Annotated in this window: 14 protein-coding genes; 6 read left to right on the top strand and 8 right to left on the bottom strand. The window is 61.0% G+C overall.

What is annotated here, in order from left to right; genetic code table 11:
• Positions 1-21: 21 nt before the first annotated feature.
• On the top strand, positions 22-2,061 hold the full coding sequence (locus K5E40_RS09190; RefSeq protein ID WP_221730446.1) for an NADPH-dependent 2,4-dienoyl-CoA reductase: 2,040 nt from the start codon (positions 22-24) through the stop codon (positions 2,059-2,061).
• Between the two features lie 79 nt (positions 2,062-2,140).
• Complete coding sequence (locus K5E40_RS09185; protein ID WP_221730445.1) at positions 2,141-3,067, top strand: 1-aminocyclopropane-1-carboxylate deaminase/D-cysteine desulfhydrase; 927 nt, start codon at positions 2,141-2,143, stop codon at positions 3,065-3,067.
• Positions 3,068-3,070: 3 nt separating this feature from the next.
• Here K5E40_RS09185 and K5E40_RS09180 read toward each other — a convergent pair whose 3' ends face one another.
• The 3 genes from K5E40_RS09180 to K5E40_RS09170 form a co-directional block, all read right to left on the bottom strand.
• Positions 3,071-3,619 carry a cytochrome b gene (locus K5E40_RS09180; protein WP_221730444.1) on the bottom strand — a complete coding sequence of 183 codons (549 nt, stop codon included), beginning with the start codon at positions 3,617-3,619 and terminating at the stop codon, positions 3,071-3,073.
• Between the two features lie 188 nt (positions 3,620-3,807).
• Complete coding sequence (gene phnX, locus K5E40_RS09175; RefSeq protein WP_221730443.1) at positions 3,808-4,635, bottom strand: phosphonoacetaldehyde hydrolase; 828 nt, start codon at positions 4,633-4,635, stop codon at positions 3,808-3,810.
• Positions 4,636-4,772: 137 nt separating this feature from the next.
• The gene (locus tag K5E40_RS09170; RefSeq protein WP_221730442.1) at positions 4,773-5,882 is read right to left on the bottom strand and encodes a 2-aminoethylphosphonate--pyruvate transaminase; all 1,110 of its coding nucleotides are present in this window, start codon (positions 5,880-5,882) and stop codon (positions 4,773-4,775) included.
• A 112-nt stretch (positions 5,883-5,994) separates the two neighbouring features.
• Here K5E40_RS09170 and K5E40_RS09165 point away from each other — a divergent pair, with 112 nt between their 5' ends.
• The gene (locus tag K5E40_RS09165; RefSeq protein ID WP_221730441.1) at positions 5,995-6,855 is read left to right on the top strand and encodes a LysR substrate-binding domain-containing protein; all 861 of its coding nucleotides are present in this window, start codon (positions 5,995-5,997) and stop codon (positions 6,853-6,855) included.
• Between the two features lie 65 nt (positions 6,856-6,920).
• On the opposite strand, the gene K5E40_RS09160 is transcribed toward K5E40_RS09165, so the two are convergent.
• Positions 6,921-8,318, bottom strand: a complete 1,398-nt coding sequence (locus K5E40_RS09160) for a type VI secretion system Vgr family protein (RefSeq protein WP_221730440.1) — start codon at positions 8,316-8,318, stop codon at positions 6,921-6,923.
• Between the two features lie 221 nt (positions 8,319-8,539).
• Between K5E40_RS09160 and K5E40_RS09155 the strand changes: the two genes are divergently transcribed.
• A complete protein-coding gene (locus K5E40_RS09155; RefSeq protein ID WP_123529345.1) occupies positions 8,540-9,244 on the top strand; it encodes a YebC/PmpR family DNA-binding transcriptional regulator in 705 nt (234 codons plus the stop codon).
• Between the two features lie 58 nt (positions 9,245-9,302).
• Here K5E40_RS09155 and K5E40_RS09150 read toward each other — a convergent pair whose 3' ends face one another.
• The 4 genes from K5E40_RS09150 to K5E40_RS09135 form a co-directional block, all read right to left on the bottom strand.
• Complete coding sequence (locus tag K5E40_RS09150) at positions 9,303-10,616, bottom strand: protein kinase (RefSeq protein WP_221730439.1); 1,314 nt, start codon at positions 10,614-10,616, stop codon at positions 9,303-9,305.
• Positions 10,617-10,732: 116 nt separating this feature from the next.
• Positions 10,733-11,863 carry a cell division protein ZapE gene (gene zapE, locus K5E40_RS09145; RefSeq protein ID WP_221730438.1) on the bottom strand — a complete coding sequence of 377 codons (1,131 nt, stop codon included), beginning with the start codon at positions 11,861-11,863 and terminating at the stop codon, positions 10,733-10,735.
• A 176-nt stretch (positions 11,864-12,039) separates the two neighbouring features.
• Positions 12,040-12,795 carry an anti-sigma factor gene (locus tag K5E40_RS09140; RefSeq protein WP_221730437.1) on the bottom strand — a complete coding sequence of 252 codons (756 nt, stop codon included), beginning with the start codon at positions 12,793-12,795 and terminating at the stop codon, positions 12,040-12,042.
• Positions 12,792-13,298 (bottom strand): sigma-70 family RNA polymerase sigma factor, encoded by a 507-nt coding sequence (locus K5E40_RS09135; protein ID WP_221730436.1) that lies wholly within the window; start codon positions 13,296-13,298, stop codon positions 12,792-12,794. Before K5E40_RS09135 ends, K5E40_RS09140 begins: the two co-directional genes overlap by 4 nt.
• 157 nt (positions 13,299-13,455) lie before the next feature.
• On the opposite strand from K5E40_RS09135, the gene K5E40_RS09130 reads away from it, so the two are divergent.
• The gene (locus K5E40_RS09130; protein ID WP_221730435.1) at positions 13,456-14,550 is read left to right on the top strand and encodes a catalase family peroxidase; all 1,095 of its coding nucleotides are present in this window, start codon (positions 13,456-13,458) and stop codon (positions 14,548-14,550) included.
• Positions 14,547-15,092 carry a cytochrome b gene (locus K5E40_RS09125; RefSeq protein WP_221730434.1) on the top strand — a complete coding sequence of 182 codons (546 nt, stop codon included), beginning with the start codon at positions 14,547-14,549 and terminating at the stop codon, positions 15,090-15,092. Before K5E40_RS09130 ends, K5E40_RS09125 begins: the two co-directional genes overlap by 4 nt.
• Positions 15,093-15,121 lie beyond the last annotated feature (29 nt).

Raw genomic sequence — 15,121 nt, 5'->3', positions numbered from 1 at the left:
TTGCTCGTTGTGGAGTTACCGATGACCGCCGCTCATTACCCGCACCTGTTGGCCCCGCTGGACCTGGGATTCACCACGCTGCGCAACCGCACCCTGATGGGCTCGATGCACACGGGCCTTGAAGAAAAACCGGGCGGTTTCGAACGCATGGCGGCGTACTTCGCCGAGCGTGCCCGCGGCGGCGTCGGCCTGATGGTCACCGGCGGTATCGGCCCGAACGACGAGGGCGGCGTGTACTCCGGCGCAGCCAAGCTGACCACCGAGGAAGAAGCGCTCAAGCACCGCATCGTCACCCGCGCGGTGCACGAGGCGGGCGGCAAGATCTGCATGCAGATCCTCCACGCCGGACGTTATGCCTACAGCCCGAAACAGGTCGCGCCGAGTGCGATCCAGGCGCCGATCAACCCGTTCAAGCCCAAAGAGCTGGACGAGGAAGGCATCGAGAAGCAGATCAGCGACTTCGTCACCTGCTCGGTGCTGGCGCAGACTGCCGAGTATGACGGCGTTGAGATCATGGGGTCGGAAGGTTATTTCATTAACCAGTTCCTCGCCGCGCACACCAACCACCGCACTGACCGCTGGGGCGGCAGCTACGAAAACCGTATGCGCCTGCCGGTGGAAATCGTTCGCCGCGTGCGTGAAGCGGTCGGCCCGAACTTCATCATCATCTTCCGTCTGTCGATGCTCGATCTGGTCGAGGGCGGCAGTACCTGGGATGAAATCGTGACCCTGGCCAAAGCCATCGAGCAGGCGGGTGCGACCATCATCAACACCGGTATCGGTTGGCACGAAGCGCGGATTCCGACCATCGCCACTAAAGTCCCGCGTGCGGCGTTCAGCAAAGTCACGGCCAAGCTGCGTGGGTCGGTGAGCATTCCGCTGATCACCACCAACCGCATCAACACCCCGGAAATCGCCGAACAGATTCTTGCTGAAGGCGATGCCGACATGGTCTCGATGGCCCGGCCGTTCCTCGCCGACCCGGACTTCGTCAACAAGGCCGCTGAAGGCCGTGCCGATGAAATCAACACCTGCATCGGCTGCAACCAGGCGTGCCTCGATCACACCTTCGGCGGCAAGCTCACCAGTTGCCTGGTCAACCCGCGTGCCTGCCACGAAACCGAGCTCAACTACCTGCCGGTGCAGCAGATCAAGAAGATCGCCGTGGTCGGTGCCGGGCCTGCCGGTCTGGCCGCCGCGACCGTGGCGGCCGAGCGCGGCCATCAGGTGACTCTGTTCGATTCGGCCAGCGAGATTGGCGGCCAGTTCAACATCGCCAAGCGCGTGCCGGGCAAGGAAGAGTTTTTCGAAACCCTGCGTTACTTCAAGCGCAAGCTGCAGACCACGAATGTCGAGGTGTGCCTGAACACCCGCGTCGATGTGGCGAAACTGGTAGACGGCGGCTACGACGAAATCATCCTCGCCACCGGTATTGCGCCGCGAGTGCCGGCGATTCCGGGGGTGGAGAACGCCAAGGTGCTGAGTTATCTGGATGTGATCCTCGAGCGTAAACCGGTCGGCAAGCGTGTGGCGGTGATCGGCGCGGGCGGGATCGGTTTCGACGTCTCGGAATTCCTTGTGCATGAAGGTGTGGCCACCAGCCTCGATCGAGCCGCGTTCTGGAAAGAATGGGGCATCGACACTCACCTTGAAGCCCGAGGTGGCGTGGCCGGCATCAAGGCGGCTCCGCACGCGCCGGCCCGCGAAGTGTTCCTGCTGCAACGCAAGAAAACCAAGGTGGGCGATGGCCTGGGCAAGACCACTGGCTGGATTCACCGTACCGGTTTGAAGAACAAGCAGGTGCAGATGCTCAATAGCGTCGAATACCTGAGCATTGATGACGAAGGTCTGCACATCCGCATCGGCGAAACCGGCGAGCCGCAAGTGCTGGCAGTGGACAACATTGTCATCTGCGCGGGACAGGACCCGCTGCGTGAGTTGCACGATGGCTTGGTGGCAGCAGGCCAGAATGTGCACCTGATCGGCGGCGCCGATGTGGCGGCGGAGCTGGATGCCAAACGCGCGATCAATCAGGGTTCACGCCTCGCCGCCGAACTCTAAGCAGGGCAAATTCCCCGCCCCCACTGGGGGAGTGTCTCTGGCTGCTAAGATGGCGGTTCTTGTTCTGGAACCGCCATTAATGCTTTTCCCCTCCAACGATTGGCTTGCTCAAGCCCCCCTCGAACGCCTCCAACTGGACTGGCTCAGTGCCGCGAATGTGGAAGTGGCGATCCTGCGTCTCGATCAGATCGATCCGCTGATCAGCGGCAACAAGTGGTTCAAACTCGTCGAGCACCTGAAAGCTGCCGATCTTGCCGGTGCCGAGGGCATCATTAGCCTTGGCGGGGCACATTCCAATCATCTGCACGCGTTGGCGGCGGCGGGCAAGCGTCTAGGCTTCAAAACGGTCGGGCTGTTGCGTGGCCATGCCCAGGAAACGCCCACCGTAAAGGATCTGCAAGCGTTCGGCATGCACTTGCACTGGCTGGGTTACGGCGGTTATCGGGCGCGGCATGAACCGGGATTCTGGCTGCCGTGGCAGGCGCAATATCCCACGCTGCATGCGGTACCGGAGGGGGGCGGTGGATTAAGCGGCGCCCTCGGTTGCGTCGCGCTCAAAGCGCAGGCCAATGCGCAACTGAGCCATTTGGGCTGGAGCGATTTTCACGGCTGGTGGTTGGCTTGCGGCACAGGAACGACGCTGGCGGGACTGGTGCTGGCAGAGGCGGGCGAACGTCCGGTATACGGCGCATTGGCCGTGCCCGACGACCACGGCGTGGCACCACAAGTCGAAGCGATCATTCGCGAGGCCGGGCTGTGCAAGGCGCAATATGAGCTGCTGGACGCCAGTCGTGGCGGTTTCGCCAAGGTTGATCCGCCATTGCTTGGGTTCATCGAACAGACCGAACAGGTCAGCGGTGTGCCGTTGGAACCGCTGTACACCGGCAAGGCGTTGCTGGCGCTCAGGCAGCAAGTCGAAGCGGGCAGGTTCACCAGCGGCACGCGACTGATCTTCGTGCATACCGGTGGTTTGCAAGGACGGCGCGGATTTGCGGCCGCGCCGTGAGGTTCAGTTGCGTTTGGGCATCATCCGCACCAGCGTGTTATCGCGCACCACATAGTGGTGATAGATCCCCGCCAGTGCATGCAGCCCGATCAACCAGTAGCCAATCGTGGCGATGAGTACGTGCCAGTACTCCACCTGTTTGGCGAGTGCCTTGTCCTCATTCACCAGCAACGGCAGGTCAAAACCATAGAACATCACTTGATGCCCCTCGGCGCTGGTGATCAACCAGCCGAGAATCGGCATGCTGATCATGAACAGGTACAACGCCCAGTGCATCAGACGCGCCAGCACGGTTTGCCATGGCGGCGAGGCCGGGAAGATTTTCGGTGCCGGGCCGACGCTGCGGGCCAGCAGACGGAACCACACCAGCACGAACACCGTCAGGCCGAGCATGTAGTGGGCTTCTTTGATCAGCGTGCGACCGCCGCTGCCTTTGGGGAAGATGCCGCGAAATTCCATGCTGGCGTACACCAGCACCAACAACACCAGCATCAGCCAGTGCAACATGACTGAGACGGTGCTGTAACGAGATTCGGAACTGGTCCACGGCATACGGTGTTTCCTCACAGATCAGGGGGCAAACGCACCGTTCTTGTATGACGGCATGTCTTAACTGTAATCCGCTTTGGCGGATTTGCCTGTTGCTGATCGGCGTTTCAATGCGCTGTGTCAGGAAGTGGTCAAAAAAAACACCAAGGTCGGGACAGACACTGGCGTTTTCGTTTGCAGCAGGCGATGAATCAACTCGATTGCGGCATTTCACCCTTGGCCAGACGCTTGTTGATGTCGGCAATCACCTCGGGCAGATCCGTAATGGTGTCGATCATGTAGTGCGGGCGCGAACCTTCGAACAGTGCGTGGATGCGCTTTCGCTCGCTGGCCAGTTCATCGCTGCCCAGTGCGCGGAACCCCTCGTAGTCCAGACCCAGTGCGTTACCGGAGCAGATCAGCGCCACCGTCCACATCCCGGCACGCCGACCTTCGAGAATGCCCGGCACAGTGTCATCGATCTTCACACAAGCGCCGACGTCGTCGATGCCCAGCGCAATCACGTTGGCCAGTGCCTGGGCCGGCCATGGGCGGCCATTCGGCACTTCGTCAGTGGCGACGACGTGGTCGGCGACGTAGCCGTTGGTGGCGGCCAGTTCGACGACTTTGTCCATCACCTGCTTCGGATAACCGGAGCAGGAGCCGATTTTGATCCCTCGCTCGCGCAGGTGGGCGATGGTGTCCAGAGCGCCTGGGATCAGCGCCGAGTGTTCGGCGATCTTCTCGATCTGCAGCGGCATGAAACGGTTATAGATCGCGGTGACATCGTCGTCGGTCGGCGTGAGACCGAACACTTGGCGATAACGCTCGGCGACCTGTGGCTGATCGCACAGAGTGCGGATGTGATCCCACTTGCCCATGCCCATCGGGCCACGGGCTTCTTCGATGGAGACCTGAACGTCGAACTCGGCGAAGGCTTCGACGAAGATCTGGGTCGGCGCGAAAGAACCGAAGTCGACCACGGTGCCGGCCCAATCGAGGATGGCGGCTTGCAGCTTGTTTGGATTTACATAGTTCATGGCAAAAATTCCTGAGTTGGCAATGCGGTTCTTTGTGGGAGGGGCTTGCTCCCGAAGGCGGTGTGTCAGTCGACATCAATGCTGAATATTCAGCCGTCTTCGGGAGCAAGCCCCCACCCACAGGGATTTGTGGTGAATCAGATGTCGAGGACTTCCATCTCGCGCAACGCTTCACCGACTGCTGCGACGGCCTGGCGCATTTCGTCCGGGCTGACGTGGCCGATGCAGCCGACGCGGAAGGTTTCAACCTGGGTCAGTTTGCCGGGGTAGAGGATGTAGCCCTTGGCCTTGACCCGTTCGTAGAAGTCCTTGAACTGATAACGCGGATCGGTCGGCGCATGGAACGTGGCGATGATTGGTGCCTGAATCGCTGCCGGCAGAAAACTGCGTAAACCCAGCTTGCCCATCTCTTCCATCAGCGCCTGGCAGTTGGCCGCGTAGCGCGCATGCCGTGCCGGCAGGCCACCTTCTTCGTTGTATTGCCGCAGGGCTTCGTGCAGCGCCGCGACCACATGGGTGGGCGGGGTAAAGCGCCACTGGCCGGTCTTCTGCATATAGGTGTGCTGGTCGAACAGGTCCATCGCCAGCGAGTGCGAGTTACCGGCAGCAGCGGCCAGCGACTCTTTGCGAGCAAAGACGAAACCCATCCCCGGCACACCTTCCAGGCATTTGCCGGACGCGGCGATCAGCGCGTCGAACGGCACTGTCTGCGCATCCACCGGCAGCGCACCGAAGGAACTCATGGCGTCGATGATCAGGCGTTTGCCGTGTTGCGCGATAACGTCGGCAATTTCTGGCAGCGGATTGAGAATCCCGGTGCTGGTTTCGCAGTGGATCAGCGCGACGTGGGTGATGGCGTTGTCGGCACGCAGCAGGCGGTCAACGCCGGCGGCCGTGGTCGGTTCGTCTTCAGCGGTTTTGAAGGTGCTGAACGAGCGGCCGAGCACCTCGCAGATTTTCGCCAGACGCTGGCCATAGGCACCGTTGATCAGCACCAGCACTTTGCCGTCACGCGGTACCAGCGTGCCGATGGCCGCTTCGACGGCAAATGTCCCGCTGCCTTGCAACGTCACACAGTGGTGGGTGGCGGCGCCGTTGAGGATCGCCAGCAGTTGTTCGCAAAGGATGGCGGTCAGTTGGTTGAAGCGGTCATCCCATGACCCCCAGTCGATCATCATCGCCTGGCGGGTGCGGGCCGAAGTGGTCAACGGGCCGGGAGTCAGCAGGATGGGTTCGGCGATACTCATTGGTATGTCCTTGGATAGCGCTGTGGGGTGAAGCTACGGGGCATACGTTGCAATTCGCCGTTGCATCAATCAAATTGTTTGTTGTTATGCCAGCCATCAGTGAGGGTTATTCATGAACCTGTTTCAGCTACGGGCGTTCGACGCCGTAGCCCGGGAGGGCAGCTTCACCCGCGCCGCCGCGCGTTTGTTCATCAGTCAGCCGGCGGTCACCGGGCACATCAAAGCGCTGGAGGAGCACTACCAGATCACCCTCTTGCGGCGTACCGCGCGGCGCGTGGAATTGACCGAGGAGGGCACCAAACTCGCGGCGATCACCCGGGCGATGTTCGGCCTTGCCGAAGAAGCGCAGGCGATGCTGGAGGCCAACCGGCAGTTGCTGACCGGGCGCCTGGAAGTGGCGGCAGATGGGCCGCACATGGTCATGCCGATGTTGGCGAGTCTGCGGGCGAGGTATCCCGGGATCACGGTGAATTTGCGCTTGGGCAATGCGCAGGAAACGCTGGCAGCGCTGTTATCTGAGCACGCGGACGTTGCAGTAATGACCGAAGTCGAACCGCGCAAAGGCTTGCATCTGCAAGCGCTGAGCGAGTCGCGGATATGCGCCCTGGTGCCCGCGGGCCATCCATGGGCGGCGCGGGCCGGGGAGGTGAAACTCAAAGCGCTGGATCAGGTGATCATGGTCTTGCGTGAGCCAGGTTCGATTACCCGGCGCACGTTTGATCAGGCTTGCGCGCAGGCGTCGATTCATCCACGGGTCTTGCTGGAACTGGACAGCCGCGAGGCGGTGACCGAAGCGGTCGCCGCAGAATTGGGAGTTGGTGTGGTGTCATCGGTGGAGGTTAGCCATGACCCTCGGGTGGTGGCCATTCCGATTGCCGGCGAAGGGCTGGGAAACCGGCACATGATTGGCTGCATGGAGCGGCGGCGGGAGCTGCGCTTGATTCAGGCGTTTTTTGGCTTGGCGCCGGCCTGACAGGTTCGCTTCAGGCCCCCAGCAGGAATTGTCGCAGGCTGCGACAACGCCAGCAGGGAGGACTGTCATGGCGCGGTGCTGTTGAGTAGCCAATCCAGTAAAAGGCTGCTGTCAGGCATCGGCGCTGTCTCGCGTGGCGGCGGACTGCGTCTGCTGTCGAGGCACAGGATTGGTCGGTCCGGATCGCTGTCGAGGAAGCTCACCCAGACTTCACTGCCAGCAGACGGCAGTTCATCCGCTGCCAGTCGTCTGTTGGCCCGGGTCATGGCTATGGGCAGCCACAGCGCGTCGGTTTCAGTGGTGTTCGGGTCTTGCGCAGGCCATAGAATGACGGCGACGCGCCCCTGTTCATCGAGTTGCGCGGGTTGCCCCGACGCGCCAAGTATCTGCGCCAGATGAAAGCCTGCGACGCTCGGACGCGGTTCTTTGAGGGGCGGGCGATAGTCAGTTGACCAGGGCTGGGCAGTGAAGTCGTTGTAATAACGGTGCTGGGTCGGGGTTGTGTCAAGAATCGATGGGTGTTGCCCGTGATGGCGTATGGCAATGATTCGCCATTGGTCGTTGAAGTTGCTGATCGGGTGCTCTGTCACTTGCAACAAGTGCCCACTGAGCAAACCGACGCAGTCGCTGCGGCCATTGATTGAGCGATGCTGGCAACGTTGTCGCTCCAGATGGCGGCGACTGCGTTGTTCGGCATGACGTTGTTCAAGCGACAACGTGGGCTGCGGCGCGATAGGCGAAGTCTGATTGGCTGCATCCTCGCCGAGAGCCTGTTGCCCTCGATTGCGCAAGGCGTGGAGCGTCGCAATGGGCGTGGCGTGATGATGCTGGTACAGCGCACTGACGCAGGGCGAGGCTGTTTGCTCGTCGACGTTGAATGGCACCAATGCGGGTTCTTGCGGCAAGCTCAGGCTGTCATCGGCGAACACGACAACGTGACCGTCCACCCGGTGTTCGAAGTGATAGTGAATGCCTTCCTCTTCGCAAAGCCTGTGCAGCAGCGCCAGATCGCTTTCCTCGAACTGAATGCAGAACGGCCGCGTCGGGTACTGACCCACGGTCATTTCAATACGATAACTATTGCTCGGCAGGGCATTTTCAACGAGCAACTGCTGGAGAATTTGCGGCACGCTCAGTTGTATAAACACGCGCCGTTTAATCGTTCGCGACAGTCTTTGCAGGTGTGGCACCAAGACAAGTCGATAGCCAATCCGATGCGTGCCACGGTGTTCGCAAGTGGCACTGTGGATCATGCCGTGGATCCCGTGATGGTCGTTCAGGCGCAGAAATGCCGGTTGCTGCAGCAGTGTACCCGGGGGCACGGCGGGTGCCAGGCCGATCAGGTCGATGTCGAAACGGTAGGTCTGGTTGAGCGCTTCCTCGCCTTGAAAACGCAGCACTGGCAGGCATAACCCGCTGTCGGTCAGGGTGAGGGTGAGCGGACTTTCCTTGTCATTGAGCATTCGAACAGGCTCTGTCAGGCAATACGGGCCTCAGAGGGTACGAAACCCCAGCGTTGAATGGTTATGTCAAAGGGGTTTTTCAGAATCCCCCTACAAGGTCTGGTGAATAAGTCGATTCCACATTGGATTTTTTTGGTCGATTGCCGACTTTAGGCCGTATAAACTTGGCGCCACGCGTCGGCCAATAGATGTCTCGGCGCCACAGATCAAGAGAGTGAGTAATGGGCGCACAGTGGAAGGTTAAACACAAAGAAGCGGCAGCCAACGCCAAGGGCAAAATCTTCGGCAAACTGGTGAAAGAAATCACCATTGCTGCCCGCAACGGTGCCGATACCGCCACCAACGCACACCTGCGTCTGGTGGTCGAACAGGCCAAGAAAGCCTCGATGCCGAAAGAAACCCTGGATCGCGCAATCAAGAAAGGCGCGGGCCTGCTGGGTGAAACCGTGCAATACCATCGCGTGACTTATGAAGGCTTCGCGCCGCACCAGGTACCGCTGATCGTCGAGTGCGTGACCGACAACATCAACCGCACCGTCGCGGAAATCCGTGTGGCGTTCCGTAAGGGGCAACTGGGCGCTTCCGGCTCCGTTGCCTGGGACTTCAACCATGTGGGCATGATCGAAGCATCGCCGGACACCCCGGACGCTGATCCGGAAATGGCTGCCATCGAAGCCGGTGCCCAGGATTTTGAACCGGGTGAAGACGGCGCAACCCTGTTCCTGACCGATCCGACCGACCTCGACTCCGTGCAGAAAGCCCTGCCGGAGCAAGGCTTCACCGTGTTGTCGGCCAAGCTTGGCTACCAGCCGAAGAACCCGGTCAGCGGTTTGAGCGATGAGCAGATGGCTGAGGTTGAAGCGTTCCTGGAAGGCCTCGACAACCATGACGACGTACAGGATATGTTTGTCGGTCTGGCGGGCTGATTCGTTTTACCGGTAACGCGGTCAATCGCGGGCAAGCCCGCGATTGACCGCGTTGCGGTCACTGCTTGTCCAGTACCGCAATCACTTCACTGAACCCCGGCCGCCCCAGCACATCGGCCTGACAGCAGCGCCGCTGCAAATCCTCCAGCACCCCACGCCGCTCATCACTCAACCCCGAGTCGATCCGCGCGAGCAGTTCCCCGAGCAAAACCCCGAACGCACGCACTTCGATGCGTTGCAGTGATCGTGTCTCCAGATTGTCCGTGGTGGCATGGAAGGACGCCGCGCCGAAATCTCCCAGCAAACAATCGCCCTCGTCGTTCAACAGAATGTTGTGCCCGTAGAGGTCGCCGTGGGTGATGCCCTGTTGATGCAGATGTTCGGCCGCCGACGCGATGCCCTTGGCAATCCTTAGCGCAACGTCGGCCGTGAAGCGGCAATCTTCGGCGTAAACGTCCCGTGAGCAGGACGCCAGGCTCGGCAATGCCGCCAGATTGCGAAAGCTCGGATCAATCAATTGCATCACCAGCCCTTGCTGGCCTTCGGGATGGCCATCGATACGACCTTCAACCCGGATCAGATTCGGGTGCAGCCCGGCCGTGATGCAGGCGTTCATTTCATGCAGCGGCGAGCCATCGCTGGTCATTTCACCTTTGTATAACTTCACGGCGACCGGCTTCAGTGAGCCCTCGGCTTGCTGCCAGGTCGCCCGGGAAATCACCCCCGAAGCGCCTTCGCCCAGTTGCTGCTCCAGGCGCAGCGTTGACCAGTCAATCTGCGGTGTGGCTCGGAGGGCGGCGGCGTCGGCTTCGGTTTCCAGTGGATTACCGGCATAGGCCAGCCACGTCAGGCTCGGCAACGCCAGCAGAAAGGGTGGCAATTGGCTCAGGCGGTTGGCGGCGATGCGGATCAGCTCCAGCCGATGGCAGTTACCCAGAGAAGCGGGTAGCGATTGCAGGCGATTGCCCGCCAGCATGAGTTTTTGCAGGTCAGGACGTTCGCCCAGTTCGCTCGGCAGGGTTTCGATGCAGTTGTCGGTCAGGATCAGCCAGCGCAGCCGCGTTGGCAGGGCGGCACCCGGCACATCGACGATGCGGTTAGCTTTAAAACCGATCATCGTCAACGCGGCGCATTGGCCGAGGCAGGCGGGCAGCTCGGTGAACTGATTGTCGGAGCAGAACAGTACGCGCATCCGAGTCAGCCGATGCAAATCATCCGGCAGACTGCTCAAGGCGTTGCCGCTGAGGTTGAGCACCTCGAGGGTGTCGGCCAGATCAAAGATCTGCGGCGGGAACTCGGTCAGCCCGCAGGACAGATCCAGCCGCGTGATGCCCGACAATTCGCCGGCGCGCAATTGAGCAAGGGTATGCATAAAGGTCTTCGCAATAGAGGAGTCGCAAGGAATGGGCGACATGATAACGGCAGATTCAACACTGTCGAATTCTTCCGCTGCACTGCGATCGCGCTTTCGCAGGGGAACTCGGCTTGTCAGGTAATGGGGCGGACTTCCTGCAACTGCCCCAACCGGCTCCGCGTGCGGGCCAGGTCAATGGCATTGCCGCCCAGACTCTCAAACAGCGGCAGTTGACCGAGCAGGGTCAAGCATTTGTCCTGATCGTAGAGCACGTCGATCAGATTGATGAAACGCTGTTGCGCGGCGATCGAGCATTCAGCCAGTGCCGGCAGATCATCAATGACCCAGTGGTCGAAACGCCGACAAAGCTCCAGATAATCCATCACCGCCGTCGGCTGTTCGCACAGATCACTGAAGGTAAAACCGACCCGCTGACTCTCGCACAACCGTGCCTGCAATTGCCGGGTGCCGACCGCTAGGGCGAGAGCTGGAGCATCGTGCGGTGGCAGGTTCAGGATGTGGCGCTGAGCTGGCGTGGCCGGCCACACATAGTGACCTTGCGTGAACAATTGATGCGCCTGGTTGCGCGCCTGGCTTCGGTAATCGTGCGGCCCGCCGACTTCCATGACCTGCATGCGTGAGTTGATCAGTTCGATGACGGGTTTGAAGCGGGCGTGATAGAGCGGGTTGGGCAGCAAGCCCTCAGGTGGGTAGTTCGAGGTCACCAACAGCACAATCGCGCGCTGGAACAACGCCTTGAACAACCGGTTGATCAGCATCGCGTCGCCGATGTCATGCACATGAAACTCGTCGAAACACAGCACCCGGCAGTCTTGCAGCAGTTCATCGAGCGTGAGGGCGAGGGCATCGCCCTGTTCGCGATGGCGGAACATGCCCTGATGCAGATGAGCAAAGAACTCATGGAAATGCAGCCGCCGTTTCTGCGTGATCGGCAGCGCCTGAAAAAACCCCTCCAGCAGCCAGCTCTTGCCGCGTCCAACGGCGCCGTACAGATACAGACTCGGCGGGGTGTGTGATTCTGCGCCGAACAGCAGACTGGCCTGCTGCGCCAGACAATCGATCACGCGCTGCTGGCTGTGGCTGAGGGTGTAACCCTGGCTGTGGGCCTTGTGCCGGAAGTAGTCGCGGATCGACTGGGCACTGGCGTCATGGCCAGCACCGGCGGGCAGGCGTTTGCCGAACCAGCGGCGTAACACTGGCCAGCGCTGGATCAATCGCGTTCGTTTTGGCGGTCGGGCGGGCACTTTGTGGTGACTCCGTGTTCGTCAAACCGGCTCCCCGGAGCGCGGCGGCGTAGTGTAACCACACGCAGAGCGCGTCTTCTACTGCAGCCGCTCGAGAGTGGGCGGCCATTGAACACAAATCTGCGTCCGGGCCCGCTGTATTGGTCGCGTCCGCTCCCACAGGGTTATATCGCGTTTCACAGTGGCAGGGATTGCTTGAGCAGTGGGGCGACCGGCGTATCAACCGGGCTGACCATCGCATAGTTATACCCGTGCCCGGACCAGTATTCGGCCTGCAGATCCCCATCGTTGCGGCTGCCACGCGGCAGAAAGGTATTTTTAGGTCCCGGTGGTCGCACATAAAAACTGACTTTGTGCCCACCTCCATCCTCATACATCACCATCGCCGCCGGGCCTTCGTCGGTGCTGAGCAACCGTCCGCTGACCGGTTCAAACCCGGCAGCCTTGAGATCCGGCAAGCGACTCGCCTGAGTGAAATAGCGGTCGAGCCAGCGCTGCATGTCGCCGTTACTGTCGACCTTGTAATCGGCCGGGAGCATTCCCTGCTGGGCAATCAAGCGATAGGCCTGCAAGGCGTCGGTCATTGGTAATGCCGAGGCGCGCACGAGGGTCATTTCTCGCGCTTGCCAACCACTGAAACCACCCACACTGACAGCGATCAGCAACACGGCGGCGCTGGCCAGGTGTCGACGTGACTGACGTTTGCGGCGCTGGCGAATCAGTGCCGGGTCAAGCTCCGGATTGGCCGGCTGCTGCAACGCGCCCCCCAGTGCCGCACGTAATTGCTGGGCGTCGCGTTGCCAGGCGCGAACCTGCGCGGCTTGGTCTGGGTGATTCGCCAGCCAGGTGTCCAGCACACGCCGGTCGGCGTCGCTGAGTTGGTGGTCGACGTAGGCGTGCAGGTCATGCTCGCTGGGAGGCAGGCTGATCATTTGAGTATCCGCAAAGAAGGGCTGCTGATTTCACCATCGCTGAGTTGGCGCAAGGCCTGGCGCGCGCGGGACAGGCGCGACATCACGGTGCCGATCGGGGCGCCAAGGATCTCGGCGACCTCCTTGTAGGAAAGGCCTTCAACCGAGACCATCAGCAGTAGCGCGCGCTGTTCGGTGGGCAATCTATCAAAGGCTTGCAGTGTCGATTGGGCGATGACGGTGCGCTCAACCGAAGGTTCGGCATCGTCGCGCCCGGTGAAAAATTCGAGCATCCGCGCATAGCGTCGGGCGCGGCGATGCGCATCGAGAAACTGTCGGTAGAGGATCGCAAACAGCCAGGCGCGCAGATCACCGTCGACGCGTTTGCCGCCCCAACTCGACAAGGCCCGCTCCAGGCTTGCCTGCACCAGATCGTCGGCGCTGCTGCTATTGCGCGTCAACGACACGGCGAAACGCCGCAATCCGGGAATGATTTCTCTCAATTGTTCGTCGAATTCGCTCATGAAATTCTGCTGGTTACTACGCTGTGGACTAGGGAGACGTCCGCCGTTGGAGGTTATTCCACGTTCGGAAAAATAAATACCGGACTGTGGAATAAATCCAGACGGGGTGCGTCTTGCTGACTCTTCCTACTTGTGGCCGATGGTCCTGGAGTTATTCATGGTTGATCGCACTTCACCCTCAGGCGGGCCGCAGCGCCCGCCACTGAGTGCCGCGAGCCTGGTACTGCGTCTTGGCGGCATTGCCGTGGTAGTCGCCGCAGTGGCCGGGGCGTTTGCCTACGTTCACGGCACCTTTGACCCACAACGCCTGACGCCAAAGGCGCTGGTCGATGTGCTGGAGAAAAACAACGGCGTGCATCCCGGATTCCGTCGCAATCATGCCAAAGGTGTGTGTGTGATCGGGCATTTCGAGAGCAGTGGCGAGGCGCGGGTGTTCTCGGCTGCGCAAGTGTTCAACGAGCCGCGCACCCCGGTGGTGGGGCGTTTTGCGTTGCCGGCGGGTAATCCCTATGCGCCGGACAGCAGCGTGCCGATTCGCAGTCTGGCGCTGCGCTTCACCCAGGCCAATGGTCAGCAGTGGCGCACCGGGATGAACAGCATGCCGGTGTTCCCGGTGGGCACGCCTGAGGCGTTCTATCAGTTGCAGCAGGCGCAGTCGCCGGATCCGGCCACGGGCAAACCTGACCCAAGCAAGGTGCCGGCGTTCTTCGCCGCGCACCCGGAAGCTGTGCCGTTTCTGACTTGGGTGAAGACCGCGAAGCCATCGGCCAGTTACGCCACCGAAACCTATAACAGCGTCAATGCGTTCTATCTGGTGGACGCCAGCGGGAAGAAGCAGGCTGTGCGCTGGAGCATGACGCCATTGGCTAAAGACGCGGCGGGTGACAGCGCACCCGAGGGCGGTGACTTTCTGGAAAGGGATCTGGTGCAACGGCTTGCCGCTGCACCGTTGCGTTTTCAGTTGAATATCACGTTGGCTAACGCCGGTGACCCGGTGAACGACGCCAGCAAGGCCTGGCCCGAAGGGCGCAAGGTTGTGAACGCCGGCACCCTGGTGCTGGAAAAGACTCAGCCGCAACTGAGCGGTGAGTGCCGCGACATCAATTACGACCCGCTGGTGTTGCCGGCCGGGATTCAAGGCTCCGACGACCCGTTGCTCGCGGCCCGTTCCGCCGGTTACGCCAATTCCTATCTGCGTCGCACCCGCGAAGTCAGCCAGTTGCCCGCCGCCAAACAGGAGGCTCGTCCATGAGCGCTCAACCGACTCATTTCGCGCTGTTGGCGCGCCTGCTGCATTGGCTGATGGCGCTGATGATCATCGCGATGCTGTTTATTGGTGCCGGCATGGTCACCTCGGTCTCCGAACGGCATGAATGGCTGATCCACCTGCACAAGCCCTTGGGCATCGCGATTCTGTTGCTGGTGATCGTGCGTCTGTTGGTGCGTTTCTCCACACGCCAGCCGCCGCTGCCGGAGGATCTACCGGGCTGGCAGGTGATGGCTGCGAAGGCCTCGCATGTGTTGCTTTATGCGTTGATGCTGGTACTGCCACTGCTCGGTTGGGCGATGATCAGCGCCTCGGGCGAGCCGGTGATGCTCAGTGCGTCGCTGCAATTGCCGTCGATTGTCCCGGCCGATGCGCAGTTGTTTGCGTTGCTGCGCAGGGCCCATGGTTATCTGGCTTATCTGCTGTTTTTGACGGTGCTGGTGCACTTGGCGGCGGCGTTGTTCCATGGCTGGGTGCGCCGCGACGAAGTGCTGGACAGCATGTTGCGCGGTCGCAATCGCGGTTAGCTGACCGCAATGGCGCATTGTGACGATGC

It is taken from the genome of Pseudomonas baetica (assembly GCF_019733355.1).
GTDB lineage: Bacteria > Pseudomonadota > Gammaproteobacteria > Pseudomonadales > Pseudomonadaceae > Aquipseudomonas > Aquipseudomonas baetica_A.
This window is presented reverse-complemented; position numbering and strand designations above follow the sequence as displayed.

Excerpts from the sequence above, each read along its gene's own strand:
- K5E40_RS09190 (WP_221730446.1), top strand. The coding sequence starts at position 22 with ATGACCGCCGCTCATTACCCGCACCTGTTGGCCCCGCTGGACCTGGGA.
- K5E40_RS09185 (WP_221730445.1), top strand. The coding sequence starts at position 2,141 with ATGCTTTTCCCCTCCAACGATTGGCTTGCTCAAGCCCCCCTCGAACGC.
- K5E40_RS09180 (WP_221730444.1), bottom strand. The coding sequence starts at position 3,619 with ATGCCGTGGACCAGTTCCGAATCTCGTTACAGCACCGTCTCAGTCATG.
- phnX (WP_221730443.1), bottom strand. The coding sequence starts at position 4,635 with ATGAACTATGTAAATCCAAACAAGCTGCAAGCCGCCATCCTCGATTGG.
- K5E40_RS09170 (WP_221730442.1), bottom strand. The coding sequence starts at position 5,882 with ATGAGTATCGCCGAACCCATCCTGCTGACTCCCGGCCCGTTGACCACT.
- K5E40_RS09165 (WP_221730441.1), top strand. The coding sequence starts at position 5,995 with ATGAACCTGTTTCAGCTACGGGCGTTCGACGCCGTAGCCCGGGAGGGC.
- K5E40_RS09160 (WP_221730440.1), bottom strand. The coding sequence starts at position 8,318 with ATGCTCAATGACAAGGAAAGTCCGCTCACCCTCACCCTGACCGACAGC.
- K5E40_RS09155 (WP_123529345.1), top strand. The coding sequence starts at position 8,540 with ATGGGCGCACAGTGGAAGGTTAAACACAAAGAAGCGGCAGCCAACGCC.
- K5E40_RS09150 (WP_221730439.1), bottom strand. The coding sequence starts at position 10,616 with ATGCATACCCTTGCTCAATTGCGCGCCGGCGAATTGTCGGGCATCACG.
- K5E40_RS09140 (WP_221730437.1), bottom strand. The coding sequence starts at position 12,795 with ATGATCAGCCTGCCTCCCAGCGAGCATGACCTGCACGCCTACGTCGAC.
- K5E40_RS09135 (WP_221730436.1), bottom strand. The coding sequence starts at position 13,298 with ATGAGCGAATTCGACGAACAATTGAGAGAAATCATTCCCGGATTGCGG.
- K5E40_RS09130 (WP_221730435.1), top strand. The coding sequence starts at position 13,456 with ATGGTTGATCGCACTTCACCCTCAGGCGGGCCGCAGCGCCCGCCACTG.
- K5E40_RS09125 (WP_221730434.1), top strand. The coding sequence starts at position 14,547 with ATGAGCGCTCAACCGACTCATTTCGCGCTGTTGGCGCGCCTGCTGCAT.